This window comes from Acidimicrobiales bacterium (assembly GCA_025455885.1).
Taxonomy (GTDB): Bacteria; Actinomycetota; Acidimicrobiia; order Acidimicrobiales; family Acidimicrobilacustridaceae; genus Rhabdothermincola_A.
This window is the reverse complement of sequence record JALOLR010000024.1, coordinates 1-25779: the sequence shown is the minus strand read 5'-3', so window position 1 is coordinate 25779 and position 25779 is coordinate 1. Positions and strand designations below refer to the sequence as shown.

Sequence of the window (25779 nt, the reverse complement as noted above, 5' to 3'; positions counted from 1 at the left end):
GCGATGTGGCAGTGGTCGGGTCCTGCCGGGCCGTCGACCGTCGCCCGCATCGTGGCCACCGGTGTCGCCGACGGCGACCTCTCCGTCCGGCAAGTCGGTGCCGACCTCGACGGCCGGCGACGGGCGGTCGTCGATCGGCCGTGGATGTGGCTCGACCAGGTGCACGGCGCCGCCGTGGTCACGCTCGGTCCCGACGACGACGTGGCCGCCGTCGCGGGGAGTGCCGCCGACGCGGTGGTGACGGCGCGCGCCGACGTCGCACTCGCCGTGCACACCGCCGACTGCGCACCGGTCGGCCTCGTCTCCGGCGACGGGCTGATCGGGGCCGTCCACGCGGGGTGGCGGGGTCTGCGTGACGGGGTGCTCGTGGCCGCGGTCACCGAGATGCGCCACCAGGGGGCGACCGACATCGCTGCGGTCCTCGGTCCCTGCATCGGCGTCGAGTGCTACCGGTTCGGCGACGACGGCCTGGCGGCGATGGTCGACCTCCTCGGACCGACCGTGCGCGGCCTGACCCGGGAGGGTGAGCCGGCCCTCGACCTGCGTCGGGGCGTCGAGGTGGCTCTCGCCGCGGCCGGGGTGGCGGTCGTGGCCGCCGACCCCACGTGCACGGCGTGCGGCGAGCCGGCGGGCGGCCCGCCCTCGGGTCCTCCCGGCCACTGGTCCCACCGGGCGCGGGCCGACACCGGGCGACAGGCCCTCGTGGTCTGGCTCGATCGCACCGGCGACGGTCCGTGACGGTGCCCCTCGACCGGGAAGCGATCGCGGCCAACCATCGGCGGCTGCTCGCCCGCATCGCCACCGGCGCGCCCGGCCGATCGGTCCGGTTGGTCGCGGTGACGAAGGGCTTCGGCGAGGACGCGGTCCGGGCCGCCCTCGACCTCGGGCTCCACGACCTGGGCGAGAACTACGCCCAGGAGCTCCTGGCCAAAGCCGCCGGGCTGGGCGGCGACGCCCGAATCCGCTGGCGGTTCCTCGGTCGGCTCCAGCGCAACAAGGTCCGCGGGTTGGCGCCGGTGGTGGCCGTCTGGGAGAGCGTCGACCGTCCCGAGCTCGTCGACGAGATCGCCCGCCGTGCCCCCGGAGCCTCGGTGTACGTCCAGGCCAACCTCTCGGGCGAGGCTCAGAAGGGCGGCGCCGAGATGGGTGACGTCGCCGGGCTGGTGGCCCGCGCCCGGTCGGCGGGTCTCGCCGTCGACGGGTTGATGGGCGTCGCCCCGGCGGGTCCGCCCGAGGCCGCCCGGCCGGGCTTCCGGGCCCTCGTCGACCTGGCCGACGAGCTCGGCGTCGAGGACCGGTCCATCGGCATGAGCAACGACCTCGACGTGGCCCTCGAAGAGGGGGCGACCGAGGTGCGGGTGGGGACCGGGCTGTTCGGGCCCCGGCCGGCACGCACCTGACCTCGGCGGCGGGCCGCGGCGTCGCGAGGCTCGAGTCGGGCGCCGAGGCCCGTGGGCACGACCGCAGCCACTACCCTGTCCGTCGATTCACACGACGGCGATCCGCCGTTCACGGAGGACCTTTCGATGGCGAACACGTGGCGCAAGGCCATGACGTACCTCGGGCTCGGACCCGACGACGAGTACGACGACCGCGACGTCCGTGACGACGCCGCGCCGGCCCGTGAGGGCGGCCCGGCCGGTCCGCCGCCCGCCCGGTCCGCGGCCCCGTCCCGTTCACGTCCGCCGGCCCCGAAGGGTGTGCCGGCGCCGCCCGCCGCGGCGTTCCCGGGCCCCGCCGTCGAGCCGACCGAGCCGCCGGCGGTGCGCACGCTCCCCACGCCCGGTGACGACGCCCCGAAGCCCAGGGTGCGGGCCGTGCCCCGCACGCCCCAGGTGAAGGCCCACCTCGTGGCCCCGGTGTCGTTCAACCAGGCCCAGGAGGTCGCCGACCGCTTCAAGGCCTCCCAGCCCGTCGTGCTCGACCTCTCCGGCGTCGACCGCGACCTGTCCCGCCGCCTGATCGACTTCTCGAGCGGCCTCTGCTACGGCCTGGCCGGTCAGATGGGCAAGGTCGCCAACCACGTCTACCTGCTCACCCCGGCCGGGGTCGAGATCTCGGCGGAGGAGCGTCGACGACTGGGTGACGCCTCCCTCACCGGCGCCTAGGGAGCCGTGTGATCAGCCTCATCCTGGCCGTCCTCCAGCTGTTCATCCTCGCCCTGCTGGCCCGCATCGTCCTCAGCTGGTTCCCGGCGACGGGAGGCGCGCTCGACGGCGTCCAGCGCTTCCTGTTCCGGATCACCGAGCCGGTCCTCGCCCCGGTCAGGGCGGTGCTGCCCCCTGTCCGCCTGGGCGCGATGGCGCTCGACCTCTCACCGATCGTGGTGTTCATCGCCCTCCAGCTGCTGATCAGCTTCCTCGCCCGCGTCTGATCGGTCGGTCCCGGCGGGGGCATCGTTCGTCGGTCGATCGGCCCCCGGTACCATCACCGCGATGGAAGGCACCCCCGGTACTCCGCATCTCCTCACCGACGTCAGGTTCTCGGTCAGCCGCAAGGGCTATGACCCCGACGAGGTGGACAACTTCCTCGAGCGGGTCAGCGCGGCCGTCGCCCAGCTCCAGGACAAGCTCCGCCAGGCCACGACCCAGGCCGAGGACGCCGAGAGCCGGGCCACCGAGGCCGCCCGCACCCAGGCGGTGCTCCAGGCCCGTCTCGACGCCGTGGAGGGCGAGCTCGAGGCGGCGCGCGGAGCTGGGGCCGGCGCGGTGCCGCGGAGCCCGGAGGACGACGCCGAGAACGCCTCGAAGGTGCTGGTCCTGGCCCAGCGGACGGCCGACGCCGCGATCGAGGACGCCAACGCCACCGCCAGCACCACGCTGGCCGAGGCCCGTTCGAAAGCCGCGGCACTCGTGGGCGACGCCGAGCAGGAGTCGGCACGCCTGCTGGCCGCCGCCCGCGTCGAGGCCTCGGCGCTCGTGACCCGTCAACGTGACACCCTCGCCGGCGAGATCCGCGATCTCGAGGCCGTGCGGGACTCGGTGGCCACCGACGTCTCGATCCTCGAGTCGCACGTCGGTGAGCAGCGATCGGCGTTGCAGGGGTCGATCGCCCGCCTCCAGGCCCTCCTCGACGACCCGGCGGCGTTCCGTGTCGACCCGGCCCCGGGGGTCAGCGGCGCCGGGCTCGACGACGTGGCCGTTGCCGAGGCCGTCGTCGTCGAGGACGACGACGGCACCGTTGCCGAGGTCGCCGAGGCCGAGGCCGTCACCGACTCGGCCGACGCGCCCGTCGCCGAGGAGGGCCCGCACGGGGCCGAGTCCGTCGAGGTGGACCAGCCGGCGGCCCTGTTCGACGGTGGACCCGACGAGGGAGAGGCCACCCGAGCCCACGACAGCCTCGCCGACGACTCCCCGCTGGGGCCGGCCGACGACGACGCCGACGCCGCCATGAAGGCCTTCTTCGAGGCCGAGTTCGACGACGATCCGGGGCGCCCCGGTCGTTGACGCTCAGGCGTCGGCGGTCGCCACCGCCCGGGTGAGGCCCACGGCGACGGCGTGGCCCCCCAGGTCGAGGTCGACCCGGTCGCCGGCCGTGAGCGCTTCGACCAGCTCCAGGCCGACGGCGAGCACCTCTGCGGCGATCTCGGCGCGGTGGCGCTCGACCACCTCCCCGATCTCGGTGTCGGCGACCAGCTCGACGCGCACGCGGTCGGCGATCGCCAGGCCCACCTGCTTGCGGGCGTCGTTGAGCGCCCGCACCAGCTCCCGGGCCACGCCCTCGGCGCGCAGGGCGTCGTCGAGCTCGAGGTCGAGGGCGACGGCCCACCCGTCGTCCTCCACCAGCGCCAGCGACTCGTGGCGGTCGGCGCGCACCTCGACCTCCTCGGCGTCCAGGCGTTCGCCGGCCACCTCCACCCAGCCGTGCTCGGTGAGCGAGGCCTTGAGAGCCGAGCCGTCGGCGTCGGCCAGGGCCGCTTTCACTGCGTTGACCCTCGGCCCGAGGCGCGGGCCCAGCGCCCGGAAGTTGGGCACGACGGTCCAGCTCATGAGCCCCGACACAGTGTCGATGCGCTCGAGGAGCTTGACGTTGAGCTCGGAACGGATCTCGGCCTCGACCTCGGCGTCGAGCTCGGCGCCGGGGTGCAGGAGCAGAGCGCGGGGGAGGGGCTGGCGCACCTTGGCCTTGGCGTCGGTCCGGGCCGCCCGGCCGAGGGCGACCAACCGTCGGGCCGCGGCCATCTGGTCGGCCAGATCGGCGTCGTGGCGACCACCCGGCGCGGGCCAGTCGGAGAGGTGCACCGACGGGGCCCCGGTGAGCGCCGTGTACAGCTCGTCGGCCAGGAAGGGCGTGAACGGCGCCATCAGCTGGGACACGGTGACGAGGCACTCGTGGAGCGTGGCGTGGGCCACGGGATCGCTGGCCTTCCAGAAGCGGGGGCGCGAGCGGCGCACGTACCAGTTCGACAGGTCGTCGATGAAGGCCGCGAGGCGCGTCGCCGCGGCGAAGGCGTCGAACCCCTCGAGGCCGGAGGTGACGACCTCCACGGTCTCGTCGAGCTCGGAGAGGATCCAGCGGTCGAGGACGTGCGACGCCGGCGGTGACGCATCGTCGCGATCCGGCGTCCACCCGTCGAGGTCGGCGTAGGTCGCGAAGAACGACCAGACGTTCCACAACGTGAGCAGCGTCTGGCGGGTCGCCTCCCGGATCCCGTCGGGGAAGACGCGACGCGGGGTCCACGGCTGCCCTGCGGAGAAGAAGTACCACCGCAGGGCGTCGGCGCCGAGGGTGTCGAAGATGTCGAACGGGGCGATCACGTTGCCCTTCGACTTCGACATCTTCTGGCCGTGCTCGTCGACGATCAGGGCCAGGCAGACGACGTTGCGGTACGGGGTGGCGTCGAAGACCAGCGAGTTCACGGCGAGCAGCGAGTAGAACCAGCCGCGGGTCTGGTCGATGGCCTCGCAGATGAAGTCCGCGGGGAACGATCCGTCCAGCTCCCCGGCCCCGGCGAAGGGGTAGTGGTGTTGGGCGGTCGGCATGGACCCCGAGTCGAACCAGGCGTCGAGTACGGGCGGGATCCGCCGCATCGGGCGGTCGCAGTCCGGTGCGGTGCACGGGAAGGTGACCTCGTCGATCGACGGGCGGTGGAGGTCGAGGTCGGCGAGGTCCAGCCCCGAGAGCGCGGCCAGCTCGTCGACCGAGCCGACGCAGTGCTCCCCACCGCACCCCTCGCAACGCCAGATCGGCAACGGTGTCCCCCAGAACCGGTCGCGGGAGAGCGCCCAGTCGACGTTGCCCTCGAGCCACTTCCCGAAGCGGCCGTGCTTGATGAACTCCGGGTGCCACCCGATCGTGTCGTTCTCCCGTAGCAGCGTGTCGCGTTGCTCGGAGGTGCGGACGAACCACGAGGTCTTGGCCCAGTAGATGAGCGGGGTGCCGCACCGCCAGCAGTGGGGATAGGTGTGCTCGTAGTCCTGGCGCCGGACCAGCAGGCCCCGCGAGGCGAGCTCGGCGATGATCTCCTCGTCGGCGTCCTTCACGAAGCGGTGCGCATGGGCCGGCACGGTGTCGTCGAACGCCGCCTCGCCGTCGACCGGGTTGAGCACCGGGAGGCCCTCGAGGCGGGCGACGACCGCGTCGTCCTCCCCGAACGCGGGGGCGAGGTGCACGATGCCCGACCCGTCCTCGGTCGACACGAACTCGGCGGCCACCACCCGCCAGCCGTCGGCCCCGGGGGGCGGGTCCAGCGTGGTGAACGGGCGCTCGTAGCGGCGGCCGACGAGGTCGGCGCCGCTGAGGCGGGCGATCACGGAGGCGTCCTCCGGAGCCCGGGCGGCGGCCATGATCAGGTCGCGTCCGCCGTCGCCGTCGGACACCCGGACGTAGTCGATCGTGGCGCCCACGGCGGCCCCCGTGTTGGAGAGGAGCGTCCAGGGGGTCGTGGTCCAGACGAGCAGGTCGGCGTCGTCGTCGACGAGGGGGAACCGGACGTAGACGGACGGGTCGACGACGTCGCGGTACACGTCGGGCTGGCCGAGCTCGTGGCTCGACAGGGCCGTGCCGCAGCGGCCGCAGTACGGCGAGACCTTGTGGCCCTCGTAGAGCAGGCCCTTGTCCCAGAGCTGGCGAACGAGCCACCAGACCGACTCGATGTAGGTGTTGTCGAGCGTCCAGTAGGCGTCGGCGGTGTCGATCCAGACCCCGGCCCGCTCGGTGAGGGCCTCCCAGTCGGCGACGTAGCGCTGCACGGACTCGCGGCAGCGACGGTTGAACTCGGCGATCCCGAACGCCTCGATCTGGTGCTTGGTCGACAGGCCCAGCTCGCGCTCGACCTCGAGCTCGACGGGGAGGCCGTGGCAGTCCCAGCCCCCCTTGCGGGGAACGTCGCGCCCTCGCATGGTCTGGAAGCGGGGGTACAGGTCCTTGAAGGCCCGCGCCCAGACGTGGTGCAGGCCGGGGCGACCGTTGGCGGTCGGCGGACCCTCGTAGAAGACCCACGGCTCGTTCCCGGCCCGCAGGGTGCGGGCGGCGTCGGGGATGCCCTCGGAACGCCACCGGGTGAGGATGCGTTCTTCGAGGGTCGGGAGGTCGAGATCGGGGTCGACGGGGCCGAACGGCATCCGGCAAGGCTACTGGTGCGCCCGTGGGCCCCCGATCGTCGCCGGCGGTCGTCGGAGGGCCGACGCACCTTGACGCTGCTGGCGGCCAGGTCGTAGGGTCCGGCACCTTTGTGGCGGGAGCCGGGGAGCCCGACCACCGTCCCCTGCGGTGCTGTCGGCGCTGCCGTCGCCGACGGTGGCGATCCCACCCTGGTTCCCGCAGGCCACCCCTGTCACGTCTCCCGAGGCGCCCCGTCGCCGCTGTCCGAAGAGGTCCGTCCCCACACATGAGCGCATCCAACGCCTCCAAGGTCCCCGCGAAGAAGGCGCCGGCGAAGAAGGCCGTCCCTGCGAAGGCGTCCGCGAAGAAGGCGCCGGCGAAGAAGGCCGTCCCTGCGAAGGCGTCCGCGAAGAAGGCGCCGGCGAAGAAGGCCGTCAGGCGCCGGCGAAGAAGGCCGTCCCTGCCAAGGCGTCCGCGAAGAAGGCGCCGGCGAAGAAGGCCGTCCCTGCCAAGGCGTCCGCGAAGAAGGCGCCGGTGAAGAAGGCGCCGGCGAAGAAGGCCGCCAAGGCGCCCGTGAAGAAGGCCACGTCCGCACCGGCGAAGCCCGCCCCTCGCAAGAACCCCTTCGACGCCAAGTTCCTGGCTGCGCAGAAGGAGTCGCTCCTCTACGAACGAGGTCGGTTCCTCCACGACGCGGAGAGCCTCACCGCCGAGGCCAACTCCCTCGCCGAGCTGCGCGAGCCCGGTGACGTCCAGTTCGACGAGGAGTCGGGCGAGGGTGACACCCTCGCCGTCGAGCGCCAGCGCGACCTGCTCCTCTCGGCGCAGTTCCGTGGCCAGGTCGAGGAGATCGACCACGCGCTCGCCAAGCTCGAGCTCGGCACCTACGGGATCTGCGAGGTCTCCGGCACACCGATCCCCCGGGAGCGCCTGAAGGCGATCCCGTGGGCCCGTGAGCGGGTGGAGTACAAGGTCGGGGGCTTCGGCCGCCGTTAGCGTGCACGCAATGGCCGAGCCCTCCACCAGCACCGTCGACGGTTCCGTCAACCGGCCTCGCACCTACCGGGGTCTCTTCGCGGCCGTCGCCGTCGGCTGGTTCCTCGTCGACCAGCTCACGAAGACCTGGGCCGAGAACGAGCTGGCCACCCGCAACATCGACCTGGTCGGCAGCTTCCGCCTCAACCTCGCCTACAACACCGGCACCGCGTTCAGCCTGGGCGGGGGTCTCGGCCCGTGGATCGCCCTGTTGGCCCTCGTCGTGGTCGGCGTCCTCGTCTGGCAGGGCCGCAGCGTCCGGACCCGCACCGGCGCCGTGGCCCTGGCGATGATCGTCGGGGGGGCGCTCGGCAACGTGTTCGACCGGGCGTTCCGATCCCCGGCCCCCGGCTCGTCGGGCGGCTTCATGCAGGGTGCGGTGGTCGATTTCTTCGACCTCCAGTGGTGGCCGATCTTCAACATCGCCGACATCGGCATCGTCGTCGGCGGCATCCTCCTGGTGATCGTGAGCTTCCGCTCCACCGACGACCAGGTCGCCGGCACCGAGGCCGAACCTCCCCCCGACGCCGTCGACGGCCGGGCCGCGGCGCGCCCGACGGACTGACCGGTGCTCGCCGCCGAGGTCGTCCCGGCTGCCCTCGACGGGGAGCGGCTCGATCGCGTCGTCGCGATGATCACCGGTGCCTCCCGTGCCGACGTGGTGGGCTGGCTCGATGACGGCCGGATCACCCGCAACGGCGTGGTGGCCACCTCCCGCTCGGTCCGGGTGGCCGAGGGCGACCGCCTGGAGGTGACCGGGGATGCCGCAATGCCCGACGCACCGATCCTCCCGGACCCGACCGTCGAGGTCGACGTGGTCATGGAGGACCCCGACCTCCTCGTCGTCGACAAGCCTCCGGGCCTGGTCGTGCACCCCGGCGCCGGCCACGCCACCGGCACCCTCGTCCAGGGCCTCCTCGCCCGGTTCCCCGAGATCGCCGACGTGGGGGACCCGGCCCGTCCGGGGATCGTCCACCGCCTCGACAAGGACACGTCGGGGCTGTTGCTGGTGGCCCGCTCGGCCGAGGCCCACCGAGCCCTCACCTCCATGCTCGCCGCCCGGGAGGTGCAGCGTCGCTACCTGGCGCTGGTCTGGGGTCGCCCGGAGGCCACCACCGGTCTCGTCGACGCCCCGATCGGTCGGTCACCGCGGGAGCCCACCCGCATGGCGGTGAACGCGAGGGGCAAGGAGGCGCGGACGCGCTACGAGGTGCAGCAGGTGTTCGAGGACCCGGCCGAGGTGGCGCTGCTCGAGTGTCGACTGGAGACCGGGCGGACCCACCAGATCCGCGTGCACCTCTCCGCGATCGGCCACCCGGTCGTCGGCGACGACCGCTACCGGGGCCGACGGGGCCGGCTGGTCGTCCCGCGCATGTTCCTCCACGCGGCGTCGCTCGAGCTCGCCCATCCCACCCGACCCGACGAGGTCGTCAGCGTCACGTCACCGCTCCCACCGGACCTCGCCGAGGTGCTGGCCCGACTCAGCTGACGGCTCAGGACCGGGTGCCCGCCCAGGGCGGCGTCACCGCCGGCGTCTCGGCGGCCTCGGCCGGCCACGGCGCCGCACCCAGGGTCATCTTCACCAGGTCGGCCAGGGTGGCGGCCTCGAGGTAGCGGCGCATGTGCTCGCCCACGTCGGCCCACACCGCCAGCAGCACGCACTGGCCCTCGTGGTCGCACGCGCCGTCGGTGTGGGGCTCGCCGAAGTCGCCGGCCACGATCGGCCCGTCGACGGCGCTCACGATGTCCGAGAGGCTGATCTCGGCGGGGGTGCGGGCCAACACGTAACCGCCGCCGACGCCCCGCTTCGACCGGACGAGGCCGGCGCCCTTCAGGGCGAGGAGGATCTGCTCGAGGTACGGCTGGGGGAGGCCGGTGCGCTCGGCGATGTCGCGCACCGAGGTGGGCCCCGCCTCCTCGCCGTGCAACGCCAGCGACAGCAGGGCACGACTGGCGTAGTCACCGCGGGTGGAGACCTTCACGTTCGCATCGTAGGGCGGCCGTCCTGATCCCGTGGCCGGACGGGGCCGAGGGGCGCAGGCCCCGAGGGGATCATCGGTATCGCACGGCGCTAGCGTGTCGTCGATCCTCTGGAGGACGCCCGGTGGCCGAGATCTCCCCCCACGTACCCGACTATGCCGGGCCGTGCATCTCCAACGTCGTTCCCGCCATCCTCGAGCCCCGCTCGGCGTGGCCGGCATGGTTCCCGGTCGAGGCCGCCGACGCCGACCAGATCGTGCTGCTCGTCCTCGACGGGCTGGGGTGGGAGCAGCTCCAGGACCGGAGGTCCCTGGCGCCGGCGCTGTGCGCGATGTCGGGCGGGGCGATCTCCGCGGTCGCGCCGTCGACGACGGCGACGGCGCTGACGTCGATCACCACCGGTCTCGCCCCCGGTGAGCACGGCGTCGTCGGCTATCGGATGGGCATCGACGGTGAGGTGCTCAACGTCCTGCGCTGGCAGATCGGCGGTCGTGACGCCCGCGACTCGGTCCCGCCCGAGAAGATCCAGTTCCACGAGGCCTTCGGCGGGCAGCGCCCCCCGGTGGTCACCCGGGCGGAGTTCCGTACCACCGGCTTCACGACCGCCCACCTCGACCGCACCCGGCTGGTGGGGTGGCGGATGCCGTCGACCCTCGTCACCGAGGTCCAGCGGCTCCTCGCCGCCAACGAGCCGTTCGTCTACGCGTACTACGAGGGCATCGACAAGGTCGCCCACGAGTACGGCCTGGGCGCCCACTACGACGCCGAGCTGCACGCCGTCGACCGCATGGTGGCCGACATCCGGTCCGGGTTGCCCGACGGTGCCGTGCTCGTCGTGATCGCCGATCACGGCCAGGTCGACGTGGGCGACAACCTCGTGAGCCCGGCACCCGAGGTGATGGCCCACGTGCGCGGCCAGTCCGGTGAAGGTCGCTTCCGGTGGCTGCACGCCCGTCCGGGCCACGCCGGCCAGCTCCTGGCCGCGGCGGCGGCGCACCATGACGACGTCGCCTGGGTGGTCGGGGTGGACGAGGTGGTCGACGCCGGGTGGCTCGGCCCCCGTGTCACCGATGCGGCTCGTCGCCGTCTCGGCGACGTGGCTCTCGTCGCTCGTGAGGCGGTGAGCTTCGTCGATCCGGCCGACAGCGGCCCCTTCGAGCTGATCGCCCGTCACGGCTCGCTCACCACCGCGGAGATGCTGGTGCCCCTCCTGGTGAGCGGCCGGTGACGCGGGCCGAGGCCCGTCTGTGACCTTCACCCCGACTCAGGCCCACGCGTTGGTGCCCGAGCTGTTGGCGTTGACCGACCGGGCCGTGGAGGTTCGGGCCGAGCTGACCGCGGCGCGGGCCGGCGCGCCCGTGGCCCCCGCCGACCGGAAAGCTCTCGAGGCCGCCTTCGCCGACCTGCTCGACCGCGTGGTCGGCCTCGGTGTGCAGCTCAAGGGGTGGGCGCCGCTCCTCGTCGACGTCCCCGTCTCGGTCGACGGCCGCGAGGTCCTCTACTGCTGGCTCGAGGGCGACCGGGCGCTGGCGTGGTACCACGACCCCGACCACGGATTCGCCGGGCGCCGGCCGCTCACGGACCTCGAGCCGTGACGGGGCACGCGACGGGATCGGGGGAGGGGTCCGGGCCCTCGTGGTTGTGGGGCGGCGCCGACGTGGGAAAGGATGGCCGGCATGTCTGACGCCCCGGTGGAGCACCCCGATCTCGTCGTACCGACCCCCGACGGGCGGGGTCCCGGTGAGGACGGGGACCCGGGTGACGGGGGGAGGGGCAAGGAGTTCGTCGCCGAGCCGGCCAAGGTCATGCGGGTCGGGTCGATGATCAAGCAGCTCCTCGACGAGGTCCGGTCGACCTCGCTCGACGAACCCTCGCGTCAGCGCCTGCGGGCGATCTACGACACCACGATCACCGAGCTCGGCTCGGCGGTCTCTCCCGACCTGAAGGACGAGCTCGACCGGCTGGCCTTCCCCTTCCAGGGCGACGAGATCCCGACCGAGATCGAGCTGCGCGTCGCCCAGGCCCAGCTGGTGGGCTGGCTCGAGGGCTTGTTCCACGGCATCCAGGCCACGCTGTTCGCCCAGCAGATGGAGGCGCGTCAACAGCTCGAGAACATGCGTCAGCAGCTGCCGCCCGGGGCCGGTCCCGCGGGCCCGGGCGCCGACCGGCCCGGCACCTATCTCTGAGGAGCCTCCGGGGGCGGATTGACGGCCCACCCCCGTCGTTCGAGTTCGGTGGCCAACACGACCGCGGGCATCCCCCGTACGGCGTCGGCCTGCGCGGCCTCCAGCCGGGCCGACGCGGCCTCGGCCCGACGACGCGCCCCCACGTCACCGCCTGCCGGTCCGCCGTCGTGGCGTCCGGGCTCGCCGCCGTCCGCAGCCGGCCCCCCACCCTCGTCGTCGCCGGCGAGAAGCTGGTCGATGAGTGCCGAGGCCTCCTGCTTCGTGAACTTCCCGCCGGCCTGTCGTTGGGTGAGGCCGAGCGGGTGGCGGGCGTCGCGGAAGCCGTCGAACCCGGCCTGCTGGACCAGGGACTCGAGGTAGCGGAGTTGCTTGGCCGACGCCGGGGGGCCGGACTGGCGCCCGAAGCTCATCGGGCCGGCCCGGAGGTTCGCGTGGTCATGGACCCATCCTCACGCGAGGGTGCGACAGCCGACCCGCCGGTCGCCCGGTGAGTCGGGGGTGAGGTCGTTCCGGCGTGAGGTCGTTGCGGTGTCAGACGACCTCGACGCGGGTCTTGGAGAGCTGGAACCCGGAGACCAGGAACATCACTCCCAGCACGATGAGCACGATCGCTCCCAGCACCGCCATCACGGTGAGGGTGGCGCTCGGCCAGACCATGATGATGATCCCGAGCACGATGGCCACGAGGGCCTGGACGACGATCCCGCTCTTGCCCATGTCCTTGGGCACCTGGGTCGAGGCGATCAGACCGAGGATCCCGCTGAGCACGAGCTCGATGCCGAGGAGCCACACGATGACCGTCACGGTGATGCTCGGCCAGAAGAGCAGGAGGGCGCCGGCCACGAGGTTCACGACGCCGCGCAGCAGCAGCAGGCCCCAGTAGGACCCCTTGCGGTGGGTGGTGACCGCCTCGATGGCCTGGCCGAAGCCGACCACGAGGATGAGGATGCCCACGACCCGGGCCACGACGGTGATCGTCCGGTCGGGCCAGAACAGCAGCACGATCCCGGCGATGAGCGCCAACGCGCCGATCGTGTAGGCGATGATGCGCGAGCCGCGCAGCAGATCCATCGAGGAACGGTCGTCCATGCCCATGTTGGCCCCCTCGGTGCGGTGTCGGAACGAGCGTAGGGGCGCCCTGCGGGCCAGGCGGGGATGCCGGCGCGCGCACCGCCCGGGGACCTCCGCTACAGTCGCCGCCGGAGCATCACACCGGTGTAATTCGTCCACAGCTGCCTGTGGACGAATGATCCGCCGGTGCGGTGACGGGCCTCGTGGGGCGCCTCGGCACCCCACGCCAGCGGTCGGACCGAGGAGTCTCGGGTGTCGGAGTCGTTCACCCACCTGCATCTGCACACCGAGTTCTCGATGCTCGACGGCGCGGCGCGCGTCGGTGACGTCGTGGCGGCGGCGGCGGCCGACGGCCAGCCGGCGGTCGGCATCACCGACCACGGCAACATGTACGGGGTCCTCGACTTCTACAAAGCGGCCAAGGCCCAGGGCGTGAAGCCGATCATCGGCACCGAGCTCTACCAGGCCTACGACCACCGGACGGAGCGACCGGCCCGGCGGGGCCGCATGGACGACAGCGGGGGCGACTCCGAGGGCGGGCGCAAGGCCTACTACCACCTGACGACGGTGGCCGAGAACGCCGTGGGCTACAAGAACCTCATCCAGCTCTCGAGCCGGGCGTACCTCGAGGGCTACTACATGAAGCCCAAGGTGGACTGGGAGCTCCTCGAGGCCCACCACGAGGGCATCATCGCCACCACGGGCTGCCTGGGCGGCCAGGTGCTCCAGTCGCTCCTGCAGGGCGACGAGCAGGCGGCGGTCGAGAAGGCGGCCCGGCTCCAGGACATCTTCGGCAGGGACAACCTCTTCGTCGAGCTCCAGGACCACGGCATCCCCGAGCAGCGCACCACCAACCCGCAGCTGCTCGCCATCGCCCGGCGGATCGGTGCCCCGCTCGTCGCCACCAACGACAGCCACTACACCCACCAGCACGACGCGGTCGCCCACGACGCGCTGCTGTGCGTGCAGACCGGATCGCTGATGAGCGACCCGGACCGGTTCAAGTTCCACGGCGACCAGCACTACCTGAAGAGCGCGGCGGAGATGCGCTCGCTGTTCGCCGAGGTCCCCGAGGCGTGCGACAACACCCTCTGGATCGCCGAGCGCTGCGAGGTGGAGATCGAGTTCGGCAAGCCCCAGCTCCCGGACTTCGCCATCCCGGAGGGCTTCACCGACACCGCCGACTACCTGCACCACCTCACCTTCGCCGGCGCGGTCGAGCGGTGGGGCGACCCGCTGCCGGACCACGTCGTCGAGCGCCTGGCCTACGAGCTCAAGGTCATCGGCGACATGGGGTTCAGCTCGTACTTCCTCATCGTGTGGGACCTGATCCGCCACGCCCGCGAGCTCGGGGTCCGCGTCGGGCCGGGGCGCGGCTCGGCGGCCGGGTGCGCAGTGGCCTACACCCTGCGCATCACCGATCTCGACCCCATCCGCTACGACCTGCTGTTCGAGCGCTTCCTCAACCCGAGCCGCATCTCGATGCCCGACATCGACATGGACTTCGACTCGCGGTTCCGGGACGAGATGATCCGCTACGCCGCCGAGCGCTACGGACGCGACCACGTCGCCCAGATCGTCACCTTCTCCACCATCAAGGCCCGGGCCGCGGTCCGCGACGCCGCCCGGGTGCTCGGCTACCCCTACGCCCTCGGCGACAAGGTCGCCAAGGCCATGCCGCCTCTGGTGATGGGGCGTGACACCCCGCTGCACGCCTGCCTCGAGGAGCACCCGAAGTACGCCGACGGCTACAAGATGGCCGCCGAGCTGCGCGAGATGTGCGCCACCGATCCCGACGCCCGAAAGGTGGTCGAGGTGGCCACCGGCCTCGAGGGCCTCCGCCGCCAGGACGGGATCCACGCCGCGGCGGTGGTGATCACGAAGGAGCCGCTCACCGAGTACCTGCCCATCCAGCGCAAGCCGGAGGCGGGCAGCGACCCGGAGGCCGCCCCGGTCGTCACCCAGTACGAGATGCACGGCGTCGAGGAGCTGGGCCTCCTCAAGATGGACTTCCTCGGGTTGCGCAACCTCGACGTCATCACCGACACCGTCGAGATGGTGTCGCGCACCCAGGGCGTCGCGCTCGACATCGACGACATCCCCCTCGACGACGACAAGACCCTCCAGCTCCTCCGCGACGGGGACTCCATCGGGGTGTTCCAGCTCGAGGGCGGACCCATGCGGGCGCTCATGCGATCGCTCGCCCCGACGTCGTTCGAGGACGTGGCCGCGCTCGTGGCCCTCTACCGACCCGGGCCCATGTCGGCCAACATGCACAACGACTACGCCGACCACAAGAACGGCCGCAAGCCGATCGAGTACCTCCACCCCGACCTCGAGGAGATCCTGGCCGACACCTACGGGCTGATGATCTACCAGGAGTCGGTCATGCGGGTCGCCCAGAAGTTCGCCGGCTACACACTTGCCGACGCCGACAACCTCCGCAAGGCCTGCGGCAAGAAGGACCGCGCGCTCATCGCCAAGGAGCGTGAGAAGTTCGTCGCCGGCACCGAGACGACCGGCTACGGGTCGGACATCGGCACGGCGCTCTTCGACATCATCGAACCGTTCGCCGACTACGCCTTCAACAAGAGCCACAGCTACGGCTACGGCTACGTCGCCTACCAGACCGCCTACCTGAAGGCCCACTACCCGGTCGAGTACTTCGCGGCGCTGCTGACCAGCGTGCGGACCAACCTCGACAAGGCCGCCGTGTACCTCGCCGAGTGTCGCCAGATGGGCGTGGACGTGCTCGTGCCCGACGTGAACGTGTCGGCGAGCGACTTCGTCGCCGTCGATCGTCCCGGCGCCGGGCGGGCCATCGCCTTCGGGCTCTCGGCCGTCCGCAACGTCGGGGAGGGCCTCGTCGCCCAGATCCTCGCCGAGCGCGACGCCGGCGGCCCGTTCGCCGACTTCTACGACTTCGTCGACCGGGTCGACCTCGGGGTGCTCAACAAGCGGACCATCGAGTCGCTCGTCAAGGCCGGCGGCTTCGACTCCATGGGGTACAGCCGCAAGGGGCTGCTCGGCTACTTCGAGCGGATCATCGACGAGACGGTGGCCCGACGGCGCAAGGAGGCCGAGGGCCAGTTCGACCTGTTCTCGGCCGTCGACCCCGAACCGGGCGACGGTCCCGCCGCCAACCGCTACGTGATCCCCGACGAGGACTTCGACAAGCGCCAACGGCTGGCCTTCGAGCGCGAGATGCTCGGCCTCTACGTCAGCGACCACCCCCTCATGGGCGCCGAGGCGTCGTTGCGCCGCCGCACCGAGGTCACGCTCGACGAGCTCGAGGAGGTCGAGGAGGGGTCGATCCGCCTCGTCGGCGGGTTGGTGACCAACCTCCAGCGCAAATGGACCCGCAAGGGTGACCTCATGGCCGTCCTCGTGCTCGAGGACCTCAAGTCGTCCGTCGAGGTCATGGTCTTCCCGAAGACGATGACCGCCTACGGCCACCTCCTCGACGACGACGCCGTCGTGCTCGTCAAGGGCCGGGTCGACAAGCGCGACGACCAGCCCAAGCTCATGGCCACCGAGATCGAGCGCTTCGAGCCCGTCACCGACGGGGCGCCGCCGCTGCACGTCAACCTCTCGCCGGGCGCGCTCAGCGAAGCGCTCCTCGCCTCGCTCAAGGCCCTGCTGGCCGAGCACCCCGGCGAGTCCCAGGTCTTCCTCCACCTCGGCGAACGGCAGGTGGTGCGCCTCCCCGACGCGTTCTGCGTGGAGGTGCGCAGCGGCCTCATGGCCGAGCTGCGGGTGCTCCTCGGCCCCGGCGCCCTGGCCGGCTGAGCCGCCGCGCCACGAGCTCCCGGACGGGATGCCATCGGCCCCGGGGCGGGCTCGTCGGTTTGCGCCGTCGTCCGATCGCGGCTGGACTGTGGGTCCGGATTCGGCATTCCTGGGGGCGTCACAGAACCATGGCAATCGAGGTCACGACCAAGGACTGCACGCAGCTCAGCGACGCCGAGCTCGCCGAGATGGCCGACATGTGCGCCGACGGACCGAGCCGATTCGAGGTCGGCCTGCTCTCCAAGCAGGTGGAGGCCTGGGTGCTCGTGTCGCTGGCTCGTGAAGGGGCTGCGCTCAAGGGCTTCTCGTTCTGCACGCTCGAGCGGATCGGCGGGACCCCGAGCGTGCTCGTGGGGCTGGCCTCCATCAAGCGCACGTCCCGCCGGGACTCGGTGCTGCGGGCGATCATGACCGACCAGTTCCGCCGCGCCGTGCTCGCCTTCCCCGACGAGGACGTCCTGGTCGGCACCCGGTTCGCCGGGCCGAGCGGCTACGAGGCGTTCAAGTCCCTCGACGACATCGTCCCCCGCCCCGATCACCGCGCCTCGGGCGAGGAGCGGGCCTGGGGCCGCCGTCTGGCGAAGCGCTTCGGCATCGACTCGAGCACCTACGCCGACCGCACCTTCGTGGCCCGCGGCGACGGCACCTTCCCGCTGGCCCTCGACCACGAGGCGCTCAAGCCCGAGAAGCTCGATCCCGCCTTCGAGGAGCTCTTCGTCGAGGTCGACGCCGAGCGTGGTGACTCGCTGATCGCCTTCGGGTGGGCGATGGCCGAGGACCTGGCCAAGCTGCGCTGAACCCGTCTCTCCACCGGCCGACCGCCGAGGCTCCGGTGCAGTTCGCAGACGTCGTGAGATCCCGCCGGATGGTGCGGTCCTTCGACCCGCGCCCGGTGCCCGCCGACGTGCTCGACCGGCTCCTCGACCTCGCGACCAGGGTCCCGGGGGCGGGCAACACCCAGGGCCTCGACCTGGTCGTGCTGGAGGGCCCCGCCACGGCCCGGTACTGGGACGTCACGCTCCCCGAGGTCCGGCGCTCCGCCTTCGCCTGGCCGGGGCTGCTCGCCGCCCCGGTGCTCGTCGTCCCCGTCGCCGACCCGGCGGCCTACGTCCGCCGCTACGGCGAGGTCGACAAGGCCCGCTCGGGGCTGGGGGCGGGCGTCGAGGCGTGGCCGGTGCCGTACTGGCACGTCGACAGTGCGTTCTCGGCCATGGTGGCCCTGCTGGCCGCGGTCGACGAGGGTCTCGGGGCGTGCTTCTTCGGGCAGTTCGAGCACGAGGGGGCCGTGAAGGCGGCGCTCGGCATCCCTCCCGGCCGGCGTTGCATCGGCACCATCGCCCTCGGCTACCCGAGCGCCACGGGGCACCGGCGGAGTTTCTCGGCCCGGCGCCCGCGGCGTAGCCTCGACGAGGTCGTCCACCGGGACGGCTGGTGACCCGACGCCACCGAGTCCGCGTCGGAGGGGGAGAACCCAGATGGGGACCAGCGTCCCGATGGTCGACTACCTGGAGCTCGGCGACGAGCCCCGGCTCGTCGTCAACGAGTGCACCGCGTGCGGGGCCCGCTACTTCGACCGGCGCAACGCCTGCGCGAGCTGCGGCGGCGCCGAGTTCGTGAAGGCGCCGGTGGCCACGGAGGGCGAGGTGCGGGCCTTCACCATCGTGGGGTGGGCGGCACCGGGGATCCCCGTGCCCTACGTCGCCTCGGTCGTCGACTGCGACGGCACGAGCGTCAAGGCCAACATCGTCAACACGCCGGCCGACCCCGAGCACATCACGCTGGGGATGAAGGTGCGCCTGACCACCTTCCCGATCGGCACCGATAGCGTCGGCACCGAGGCCATCGGCTTCGGGTTCGAACCGATCGAAGGGGACTGAGCAATGGCAGACGACGTCTGGATCCTCGGGATCAACATGACCAAGTTCGGCAAGCACCCCGACCTCGACCCTGTCGACCTGGCCTCGGAGGCCGCGCTCGCCGCGCTGGCCGACGGCGGGGTGACGATGAAGGACATGGGCGTGCTCGCCGCCGGCAATCTGATGGGGGCCGCGGCCGGCATCGGCCAGCAGCTCCAGAAGCAGATCGGCCAGACCGGCATCCCGGTGTTCAACGTGGCCAACGCCTGCGCCACCGGTGCGACGGCGCTGCGCACCGTCATCATGGCGATCAAGGCCGGCGAGTGCGACATGGGCCTCGCCGTGGGCGTCGAGAAGCTCTCCGGCGCGGGCATGCTCGGCGTGGGTGCCCCGAAGCCGGCCGCCGACGAGTGGACCCCCTCGGGCCGGTACGGCGCCGTGACCGCGATGGACGGTCGCGTGGGCACCGACATCATGCCGGGCGTCTTCGCGCAGGTGGGCATGGAGTACGGGCACAAGTACGGCGGGACGAGCTTCGAGCTCTTCGCCCGTATCGCCGAGAAGAACCACGCCCACTCGACGCTCAACCCGCTCGCCGCCTACACCAAGAAGATGTCGCTCGAGCAGATCATGTCCGAGCCGATGATCGCCTACCCCAACACGCGGGCCATGTGCTCGGCCAACTGCGACGGCGCCGCCGCGGCGGTGCTGGTCAGCGATTCCAAGCTGAGGACGCTGTCGCTCGAGCAGCAGCGTCGGGCCGTGAAGGTGTCGGCCAGCGTGCTCACGTCCGACCCGTGGGAGGAGGCCTGCCAGATCCTCCCGAACGTGAACACCCTCACCCGCAACGCCGCCACCATCGCCTACGAGCAGGCCGGCATCGGTCCGGAGGATCTCGACCTCGTCGAGCTGCACGACTGCTTCGCCACCGCCGAGCTGGTCCACTACGACAACCTGATGCTCTGCGACGAGGGCGGGGCAGTCGACTTCTTCCAATCGGGGGCCACGTGGCGCGACGGCTCGACGCCGGTCAACGTGTCAGGTGGGCTTGAGTCGAAGGGGCACCCCATCGCTGCCACCGGCATCGCCAACGTGTGGGAGGTGGCCCACCACCTCCGCGGCGAGGCCGGTGACCGCCAGATCGAGGGCGCGAAGGTGGGCCTGGCCCATGTGATCGGCCTGGGCTCGGCGTGCGGCGTGCACATCCTGGAGAAGGCCGCCGCCTGACGGGCCCTGCCCTCGGGCTCCGCTCGCCAGCGACGTCCGGAACGGGGCCCCTTCGGGGTCTCGTTCCGCGTCCCGGATGCTGCGGGGTGGGTGTCGGTCAGGACCCGTCGAGGCGGGCGCGCAGCTCCTCGACGGTGCCGGCCGGGGCGTCGCACACCGTGCCGCGGCACACGTAGGCCCGACCGGCCGGACCCTCCTCCGTGCGCCCCTCCCACAGCGGCGTGTCACGGCGCTCGCCCCAGAGCAGCACGGTGTCGGGGCGCCACCGACGGCGGACCTCGGCGACCAGGTCGGGTCGCTCGCCGGTGACCACCACCTCGACCGTGCCCCGGGCAGCGAGGTCGACGGCGCGGAGCAGGTGGGCGAACGCGGTCGGGTGCCGTCCGGCGACCCCGCCGAGGAGGGTCACGATGCGCTCGGCCCGTTCGCGGTGGGCGTCCTCGCCCGTGAGGGCGGCGAGGCGCAGCAGTCCCACTGCGGCCATGCTGTTGGCCGACGGGGTGGCGTTGTCCATGAGGTCCTTCGGCCGCGTGACGAGCACGTCACCGTCGACACCGGTGGTGAACACCCCGCCCTCGGTGTCGTCCCAGAACAGATCGACGAGGGCGTCGGCCACCGACGCCGCCTCGTCCAGCCAGCGGGGGTCCCCCGTGGCCTCGGCGAGGCGGGTGAAGGCGTCGAGGAGGGCGGCGTGGTCGGCGGCGTAGGCGAGGTGCTGCGCCGCGCCCGCGTCGGGGTCGTCGGCAGGGCCCTGCCAGGACCGCAGCCAGCGCCCGTCGTCTCGGCGCAGACGGGCGAGGAGGAACTCGGCGTTGGCCAGCGCGGCCGCCAGCCAGTCGGCGTCGCCGGTCACGGCGGCGGCCTCGGCCAGCGAGGACAACATCAGCGCGTTCCACTCGAGCAGCACCTTGTGATCGAGACCCGGTCGCACCCGCCGGTCGCGGGCCGCCGACAGCGCCACCCGGGCCCGTTCGACCGGCGCAGGGCGCGCCAGGTCGCCGCGCACCGGGCGCTCGAGGATGTTCGTCCCTTCCCAGTTGCCGTGCTCCGTCACCCCGTACCAGGCCACCGCGTCGTCGGCGTCGTCGCCGCACACCGCACGGACCTCGGCGAGCGACCAGACGTAGAACCGCCCCTCCACGCCCTCGCTGTCGGCGTCCTCGGCGGCGTAGAACGCCCCGGCGGGGTGGGCGAGGTCGCGACGGACGTAGTCGATCGTCTCGCGCACCACCTGCAGGTGCCGGGCCTCGCCGGTGACCTGCCAGGCGTGCAGGTAGGCCCGGACCAACAGCGCCTGGTCGTAGAGCATCTTCTCGAAGTGGGGGACCAGCCACCGGTCGTCGGTCGAGTAGCGGGCGAAGCCACCGCCGAGGTGGTCGTAGATGCCACCGGCGGCCATCGCGTCGAGCGACAGCACCGCCGCCTCGAGCGGCTCGGGTCGGCCGGTGCGGACGTGGTCGGCGAGCAGCAGGTCGATCGACATCGTCTGGGGGAACTTCGGGGCCCTCCCGAACCCGCCGTGACGCGGGTCGACCTGGGACAGCAGCGCCTCCACCGCCTCGTCGACGAGAGCCGCGCCCGGGGGCTGCTCGGCGGGCGTCAGGCGGTCGCCGGCGGCGATGGCCTCGGTGAGGCCCTCGGCCTGCTCCTCGAGCGTCGGGCGCTGCTCTCTCCATGCTTCGCCGACCCGGCGGCACAGGTCGGTGAAGCTCATCTGGCCGCTGCGCCCGTCCTTGGGGAAGTACGTCCCCGCGAAGAAGGGTCGGCCGTCGGGGAGCGCGAAGACCGTCATGGGCCAGCCGCCCCGGCCGGTGAGGGCCTGGGTGGCCTGCATGTAGACGGCGTCGACGTCCGGTCGCTCCTCCCGATCGACCTTGATGCTCACGAACAGCTCGTTGACGAGGGCGGCGGTGTCGGGGTCCTCGAAGGACTCGTGAGCCATCACGTGGCACCAGTGGCAGGCCGAGTAGCCCACGGAGATGAAGACCGGGACGTCGCGTCGGGCCGCTTCGGCGAACGCCTCGTCGGACCAGGTCCACCACCGCACGGGGTTGTCGGTGTGCTGGGCCAGGTAGGGCGAGAGCCGTGCGGGCTCGACGTCACGGATCAGCGGCATGGGTCCAGTGTGGCCGCGTCCCTGTCCGGTGCGGCCCGGCTGTTCACCGGAGGTGGCCGCGACCGCCGTCGGCGAGCAGCAGTCCTCCCGTGCGGTACGTGGAGGCGTCGGCGGCGAGGAACACCGCCGCCGTCGCCGATGGTGACGGGCCGGCTCGGGCATCGTGGCGCCGCCCTGGGTGACGGCGCAGGCGGACATGGGCCAAGATGCGGCTCGTCCCGCCGACCCCGGAGTGCTCCGTGTCCGACATCCCCCGCCTGCCCCTCAACGACGGCGCCGCGATCGCCCAGGTCGGCTTCGGCGTGTTCCAGGTCCCGGCCGAGGAGACCGCCCGCATCGTCGGGACGGCCCTCGACGCCGGGTACCCGCGGGTCGACACCGCCTGGGGGTACATGAACGAGGCCGGCGTGGGCGAGGCCGTCGCCGTCCGCCGCGACGCCGGCGAGGAGGTCGCCGTCACGACCAAGGTGTGGAACTCCTACCAGGGGCGGGACAAGACCCTCGAGTCGTTCGAGACGAGCATGGCGGCGCTCGGGCTCGACGTCCTCGACCTGTTGCTCATCCACTGGCCCGCCCCGGCCAACGACCTGTACGTCGAGACGTGGGAGACCTTCGTCGAGCTCCGCGACCAGGGTCGGGTGCGGTCGATCGGCGTGTCGAACTTCCAGCCCGAGCACATCCACCGTGTCATCGAGGCCACGGGGGTGGTGCCCGCGCTCAACCAGGTCGAGCTCCACCCCTATTTCCCGCAGCGGACCCTGCGCGACTTCCACGACCTGCACGGCATCGTCACCGAGGCCTGGAGCCCGATCGCGCGAGGACGCGTCGCCGACGACCCGGTGATCCAGGGGATCGCCGAGGCCCACGGTCGCACCCCTGCCCAGGTGACCTTGCGCTGGGAGGTCCAGCACGGGATCGCCGTGGTCCCGAAGTCCGTCACCCCGGAGCGCATCGCCTCGAACCTGGCCCTGTTCGACTTCGAGCTGTCGGACGAGGAGATGGCCGTGATGGACGGTCTCGACCGGGGCGACGCCGGGCGCATGGGGCCCGACCCCGACACCTTCAGCTGATCGTCCACGTCCGGTGGGTCGGCACCCGTGTGTGCTCCAGGCGCACGGCCGCCTTCTCGGCCGCCGCCGGGCCGACGAGGCGCTCCACGAGGTGCAGCCCGAGGTCGATGCCGCTCGTCACCCCGGCCGCGGTGATCAGGTCCCCGTCGTCGACCACCCGTTCGTCGAGGACCTGGGCGCCGGTGTCGAACAACGCCGCTCGGGCGGCGTGGTGGGTGGTGGCCGGGCGCTCGCCGATGATGCCGGCGTGGGCCAGCAGCATGGCGCCGGTGCAGACGCTGGCCATCAGGGCACCGTCCTCGGCGCACCTGGCGAGCATCGGGCCGAGGTCCCCCCGCCTCACCTCGCCCCACGTGCCCCGGTCGGCGCGGGTTGCCCACCCGCCGCCGGGCACGACGACCACGCCCGCCGCACCGGGCTCGAACATGCCGTCGGGCTCGATGCGCAGGCCGAACGTACCCGTGACCTGACGGGAGGGGAGCCGGGTGACGAGGCGCACGTCGAGGTCGGCTCCGTCGGCCACGGCGCTGCGCAGCACCTCGAGCGGACCGACGGCGTCGAGCTCGTCGATGCCGTCGTAGACCACGATGTCGACGCGGGTCGGATCCACGCTCAGCGGCCCTCGAAGCGGGGGGTGCGCTTCTCGGCGAAGGCCTTCATGCCCTCCCGGGCGTCGGCCGAGCGCATGACCGGGATCACGTGGGAGATCTCGATGGGCTGGGCCTCCGCCTCGGGGAGCCAGCCGGTCTCGATCACCGACGCCTTGGCGGCGGCGACCGCCAGGGGCCCGTTGGCGCAGATCACCTCGGCCACCTCGCGGGCCTTGGCCATCGACCCGCCGGACGGGACGAGGTGGGTGACCAGCCCCCAGCGCAGCGCCTCCTCGGCATCGAGGATGCGACCGGTGAGCAACATGTCCATCGCCACCGCGTAGGGGATCTGGCGCTTCAGCCGCATCGTCGACCCGGCACCGGCGATCAGGCCGCGCTTCGCCTCGGGAACGCCGAAGGTGGCGTGGGCCTCGGCGATGCGGATGTCGGTCTGTTGGAGCATCTCGCAGCCCCCGCCCAGGCACTGGCCGTTCACCGCGGCGATGATCGGCTTGCGGCACCAGTCGGTCAGCAGCAGACCCCGACCCGTGATGCCCGGGTCCTCCTTCAGCCGATCCTGGATGCGGCGGGCCTCCTCGGTGACCTCGCCCGACATCCATCCGTCGTTCAGGTCGCCTCCGGCGCAGTAGGCCACGTCGCCGGCCCCGGTGAGGATGACGCAGCGGATCGAGTCGTCCTCGTCGGCCAGGCGCCAGGCGTCGGCGAAGCGGACGAGCATGTCGGGTACCAGGGCGTTGCGGCGCTCCGGTCGGTTCATGGTGAGGACGAGCACGGGCCCGTCACGCTCCACCAGCAGCGTGGGCCCGGGCGGGGTCGTCGATGCGTCGGTCATGGTCCTCCTCGGACGGTGTGGGCTCGGGGCAGGTTGTCACGGCACGGCTACGTTGCGCCCATGGACCTGCGACTGGACGGCAAGGTGGCCCTCGTGACCGGCGCATCGAAGGGCATCGGCGCGGCCACGGCCGCCGCCCTCGCGGCCAGCGGGGCTCGCGTCATGTTGTCGTCGCGCAAGCTCGAGCTGCTCGAGGCCACCGCGGCGACGATCGACGGGGAGACGGCGGTGTTCGCGGCCAACGCGGGTGACCCCGAGGCCGCCGAGGCGTGCGTGGCCGAGACGATCGAGCGGTTCGGGGCGATCGACGTCCTCGTCAACAACGCCGCCACCAACCCCTACCACGGGCCCACCCTCGACATCTCCGAGAGCCAGTTCGACAAGACCGTGCAGGTCAACTGGAAGGGTCCGCTGGTCTGGTCGCGTCTGGCGTGGGAGGCCTCGATGCGGGATCGCGGTGGTTCGATCGTGAACGTCTCGTCGGTGGGCGGGCTCTCGGTCGAGCCGTCCATCGGGGTCTACAACGGCACCAAGGCGGCGCTCATCCACCTCACGCGGACTCTCGCCGCCGAGCTGGCCCCGGGCGTGCGGGTCAACGGGGTCGCACCCGGACTGGTCAAGACGGACATGGCCCGGGCGATCTGGGAGTCCGACGAGGAGGCCATCGCGTCGCGCCTGCCGCTGCGACGCCTCGGTGAGCCGGCCGACATCGCCGACACGATCGTGTTCCTGGTGAGCGACGCCGCGTCGTGGATCACCGGCCAGACGCTGGTCGTGGACGGCGGAGCGTTGCTCCGCGGCGCCTGAGATCAGAGGGCTGCGCTCACCCGCCCCCCAGGGAGCGGCGCTGCACCTTGCCGAGGAGGGTGCGGGGGAGCGCATCGACGAGCTCGATGCGCCGTGGCGCGCAGTAGGCGGGCAGGGTGGCCTTCACGTGGTCGCGCAGCTCGTCCAGGGTCGGGGGCGAGGCCGGGTCGGCGGGCACCACCACGGCGGTCACGACCTGACCCCATTCGCCGTCGGGTCGGCCCACCACCGCCACCTCCGCCACGCCGGGATGCTCGTGCAGCACCCGCTCGACCGGGCTGGGCCAGACGTTCTCGCCGCCGGTGATGATGAGGTCGCCGCGTCGGCCGTGGACCTCGAGCCGGCCGTCGGGGTGCACCGCGCCGGCGTCGTCGGTGTGAAGCCACCCCTCGGCGTCGATGGGCGTGGTGCCGTCGCGGTACCCGCGGAGCAGCATCGGGCCCCGCACCTGGATCTCCCCGTCGACGGCTCGCAGTTCCACCCCGGGCAGGGCGTGGCCGTCGTAGGCCACGGCGCTGCCGGTCTCGGTGAGCCCGTAGCTGATGCGGCAGTTCGGCGGGATCACCGCCGGGGGGGCGGAGCCGCCGACGACGATGGCCCGGAACGCGGTGGGATCGAAGCGGGCCAGCGCAGTGGGGACGACGGTGGTGAGGGTT

At 72.3% G+C, this 25779-nt stretch carries 27 protein-coding genes and 1 pseudogene; 18 read left to right on the top strand and 10 right to left on the bottom strand.

Annotated features, from left to right (window positions below; all coding sequences use genetic code 11):
- Positions 1-51: 51 nt before the first annotated feature.
- The 5 genes from MUE36_15385 (at position 52) to MUE36_15365 (ending at position 3446) form a co-directional block, all read left to right on the top strand.
- On the top strand, positions 52-738 hold the full coding sequence (locus MUE36_15385) for a polyphenol oxidase family protein (protein MCU0312314.1): 687 nt from the start codon (positions 52-54) through the stop codon (positions 736-738).
- Positions 735-1400 (top strand): YggS family pyridoxal phosphate enzyme, encoded by a 666-nt coding sequence (locus MUE36_15380; protein MCU0312313.1) that lies wholly within the window; start codon positions 735-737, stop codon positions 1398-1400. Before MUE36_15385 ends, MUE36_15380 begins: the two co-directional genes overlap by 4 nt.
- A gap of 126 nt (positions 1401-1526) precedes the next feature.
- Positions 1527-2108, top strand: coding sequence for a cell division protein SepF (locus tag MUE36_15375; GenBank protein MCU0312312.1), 582 nt, complete (start codon positions 1527-1529; stop codon positions 2106-2108).
- Positions 2109-2116: 8 nt separating this feature from the next.
- Positions 2117-2374: a YggT family protein gene (locus MUE36_15370; GenBank protein ID MCU0312311.1), complete on the top strand. Its 258-nt coding sequence runs from the start codon at positions 2117-2119 to the stop codon at positions 2372-2374.
- Between the two features lie 61 nt (positions 2375-2435).
- A complete protein-coding gene (locus MUE36_15365; GenBank protein ID MCU0312310.1) occupies positions 2436-3446 on the top strand; it encodes a DivIVA domain-containing protein in 1011 nt (336 codons plus the stop codon).
- A gap of 3 nt (positions 3447-3449) precedes the next feature.
- On the opposite strand, the gene ileS is transcribed toward MUE36_15365, so the two are convergent.
- On the bottom strand, positions 3450-6563 hold the full coding sequence (ileS, locus tag MUE36_15360; GenBank protein ID MCU0312309.1) for an isoleucine--tRNA ligase: 3114 nt from the start codon (positions 6561-6563) through the stop codon (positions 3450-3452).
- 414 nt (positions 6564-6977) lie between these two features.
- Positions 6978-7130: a hypothetical protein gene (locus MUE36_15355; protein MCU0312308.1), complete on the bottom strand. Its 153-nt coding sequence runs from the start codon at positions 7128-7130 to the stop codon at positions 6978-6980.
- Here MUE36_15355 and MUE36_15350 point away from each other — a divergent pair.
- From MUE36_15350 to MUE36_15340, 3 genes are read left to right on the top strand one after another with little or no spacing between them, the layout of a single operon-like run.
- Complete coding sequence (locus MUE36_15350; protein ID MCU0312307.1) at positions 7117-7539, top strand: TraR/DksA C4-type zinc finger protein; 423 nt, start codon at positions 7117-7119, stop codon at positions 7537-7539. The two genes, MUE36_15355 and MUE36_15350, sit on opposite strands and share 14 nt — an antisense overlap.
- A gap of 10 nt (positions 7540-7549) precedes the next feature.
- Positions 7550-8143, top strand: a complete 594-nt coding sequence (gene lspA / locus MUE36_15345) for a signal peptidase II (protein MCU0312306.1) — start codon at positions 7550-7552, stop codon at positions 8141-8143.
- 3 nt (positions 8144-8146) lie between these two features.
- Positions 8147-9067: an RluA family pseudouridine synthase gene (locus MUE36_15340; protein MCU0312305.1), complete on the top strand. Its 921-nt coding sequence runs from the start codon at positions 8147-8149 to the stop codon at positions 9065-9067.
- 4 nt (positions 9068-9071) lie between these two features.
- On the opposite strand, the gene MUE36_15335 is transcribed toward MUE36_15340, so the two are convergent.
- Positions 9072-9560: an Rrf2 family transcriptional regulator gene (locus MUE36_15335; GenBank protein ID MCU0312304.1), complete on the bottom strand. Its 489-nt coding sequence runs from the start codon at positions 9558-9560 to the stop codon at positions 9072-9074.
- Between the two features lie 122 nt (positions 9561-9682).
- On the opposite strand from MUE36_15335, the gene MUE36_15330 reads away from it, so the two are divergent.
- The 3 genes and pseudogenes from MUE36_15330 to MUE36_15320 all read left to right on the top strand — a co-directional run bounded on the left by MUE36_15330 (position 9683) and on the right by MUE36_15320 (position 11744).
- On the top strand, positions 9683-10786 hold the full coding sequence (locus tag MUE36_15330) for an alkaline phosphatase family protein (GenBank protein ID MCU0312303.1): 1104 nt from the start codon (positions 9683-9685) through the stop codon (positions 10784-10786).
- A gap of 19 nt (positions 10787-10805) precedes the next feature.
- Entirely contained in the window at positions 10806-11153 is a 348-nt protein-coding gene (locus MUE36_15325) for a DUF2203 domain-containing protein (protein ID MCU0312302.1), read from the top strand.
- 183 nt (positions 11154-11336) lie between these two features.
- Positions 11337-11744, top strand: a pseudogene (locus MUE36_15320) (bacterial proteasome activator family protein).
- On the opposite strand, the gene MUE36_15315 reads toward MUE36_15320, so the two are convergent.
- Both MUE36_15315 and MUE36_15310 read right to left on the bottom strand, forming a co-directional pair.
- The gene (locus MUE36_15315) at positions 11735-12154 is read right to left on the bottom strand and encodes a hypothetical protein (protein ID MCU0312301.1); all 420 of its coding nucleotides are present in this window, start codon (positions 12152-12154) and stop codon (positions 11735-11737) included. The pseudogene MUE36_15320 and the gene MUE36_15315 sit on opposite strands and share 10 nt — an antisense overlap.
- A 121-nt stretch (positions 12155-12275) precedes the next feature.
- Positions 12276-12839: a DUF308 domain-containing protein gene (locus MUE36_15310; protein MCU0312300.1), complete on the bottom strand. Its 564-nt coding sequence runs from the start codon at positions 12837-12839 to the stop codon at positions 12276-12278.
- A 228-nt stretch (positions 12840-13067) separates the two neighbouring features.
- Here MUE36_15310 and dnaE point away from each other — a divergent pair, with 228 nt between their 5' ends.
- The 5 genes from dnaE (at position 13068) to MUE36_15285 (ending at position 19687) form a co-directional block, all read left to right on the top strand.
- Positions 13068-16604: a DNA polymerase III subunit alpha gene (gene dnaE / locus MUE36_15305; GenBank protein ID MCU0312299.1), complete on the top strand. Its 3537-nt coding sequence runs from the start codon at positions 13068-13070 to the stop codon at positions 16602-16604.
- Positions 16605-16732: 128 nt separating this feature from the next.
- Positions 16733-17401: a hypothetical protein gene (locus MUE36_15300; protein ID MCU0312298.1), complete on the top strand. Its 669-nt coding sequence runs from the start codon at positions 16733-16735 to the stop codon at positions 17399-17401.
- A 35-nt stretch (positions 17402-17436) separates the two neighbouring features.
- A complete protein-coding gene (locus tag MUE36_15295; protein ID MCU0312297.1) occupies positions 17437-18039 on the top strand; it encodes a nitroreductase family protein in 603 nt (200 codons plus the stop codon).
- A gap of 40 nt (positions 18040-18079) precedes the next feature.
- A complete protein-coding gene (locus tag MUE36_15290; GenBank protein ID MCU0312296.1) occupies positions 18080-18481 on the top strand; it encodes a zinc ribbon domain-containing protein in 402 nt (133 codons plus the stop codon).
- Between the two features lie 3 nt (positions 18482-18484).
- The gene (locus MUE36_15285; protein MCU0312295.1) at positions 18485-19687 is read left to right on the top strand and encodes a thiolase family protein; all 1203 of its coding nucleotides are present in this window, start codon (positions 18485-18487) and stop codon (positions 19685-19687) included.
- A gap of 97 nt (positions 19688-19784) precedes the next feature.
- On the opposite strand, the gene MUE36_15280 is transcribed toward MUE36_15285, so the two are convergent.
- Positions 19785-21803, bottom strand: coding sequence for a thioredoxin domain-containing protein (locus tag MUE36_15280; GenBank protein MCU0312294.1), 2019 nt, complete (start codon positions 21801-21803; stop codon positions 19785-19787).
- Positions 21804-21846: 43 nt separating this feature from the next.
- Complete coding sequence (locus tag MUE36_15275) at positions 21847-22053, bottom strand: hypothetical protein (protein MCU0312293.1); 207 nt, start codon at positions 22051-22053, stop codon at positions 21847-21849.
- On the opposite strand from MUE36_15275, the gene MUE36_15270 reads away from it, so the two are divergent.
- Positions 22043-22873 (top strand): aldo/keto reductase, encoded by an 831-nt coding sequence (locus MUE36_15270; protein ID MCU0312292.1) that lies wholly within the window; start codon positions 22043-22045, stop codon positions 22871-22873. The genes MUE36_15275 and MUE36_15270 overlap by 11 nt on opposite strands.
- Here MUE36_15270 and MUE36_15265 read toward each other — a convergent pair.
- Together MUE36_15265 and MUE36_15260 are read right to left on the bottom strand one after the other, a co-directional pair.
- Positions 22866-23483 (bottom strand): DJ-1/PfpI family protein, encoded by a 618-nt coding sequence (locus MUE36_15265; protein ID MCU0312291.1) that lies wholly within the window; start codon positions 23481-23483, stop codon positions 22866-22868. The two genes, MUE36_15270 and MUE36_15265, sit on opposite strands and share 8 nt — an antisense overlap.
- 2 nt (positions 23484-23485) lie before the next feature.
- Positions 23486-24316, bottom strand: coding sequence for an enoyl-CoA hydratase-related protein (locus MUE36_15260; GenBank protein ID MCU0312290.1), 831 nt, complete (start codon positions 24314-24316; stop codon positions 23486-23488).
- A 60-nt stretch (positions 24317-24376) separates the two neighbouring features.
- On the opposite strand from MUE36_15260, the gene MUE36_15255 reads away from it, so the two are divergent.
- The gene (locus tag MUE36_15255; protein ID MCU0312289.1) at positions 24377-25123 is read left to right on the top strand and encodes an SDR family oxidoreductase; all 747 of its coding nucleotides are present in this window, start codon (positions 24377-24379) and stop codon (positions 25121-25123) included.
- 16 nt (positions 25124-25139) lie between these two features.
- On the opposite strand, the gene MUE36_15250 is transcribed toward MUE36_15255, so the two are convergent.
- Positions 25140-25779: fatty acid--CoA ligase family protein (locus tag MUE36_15250; protein MCU0312288.1), on the bottom strand; the 640-nt coding region annotated here is incomplete at its 5' end.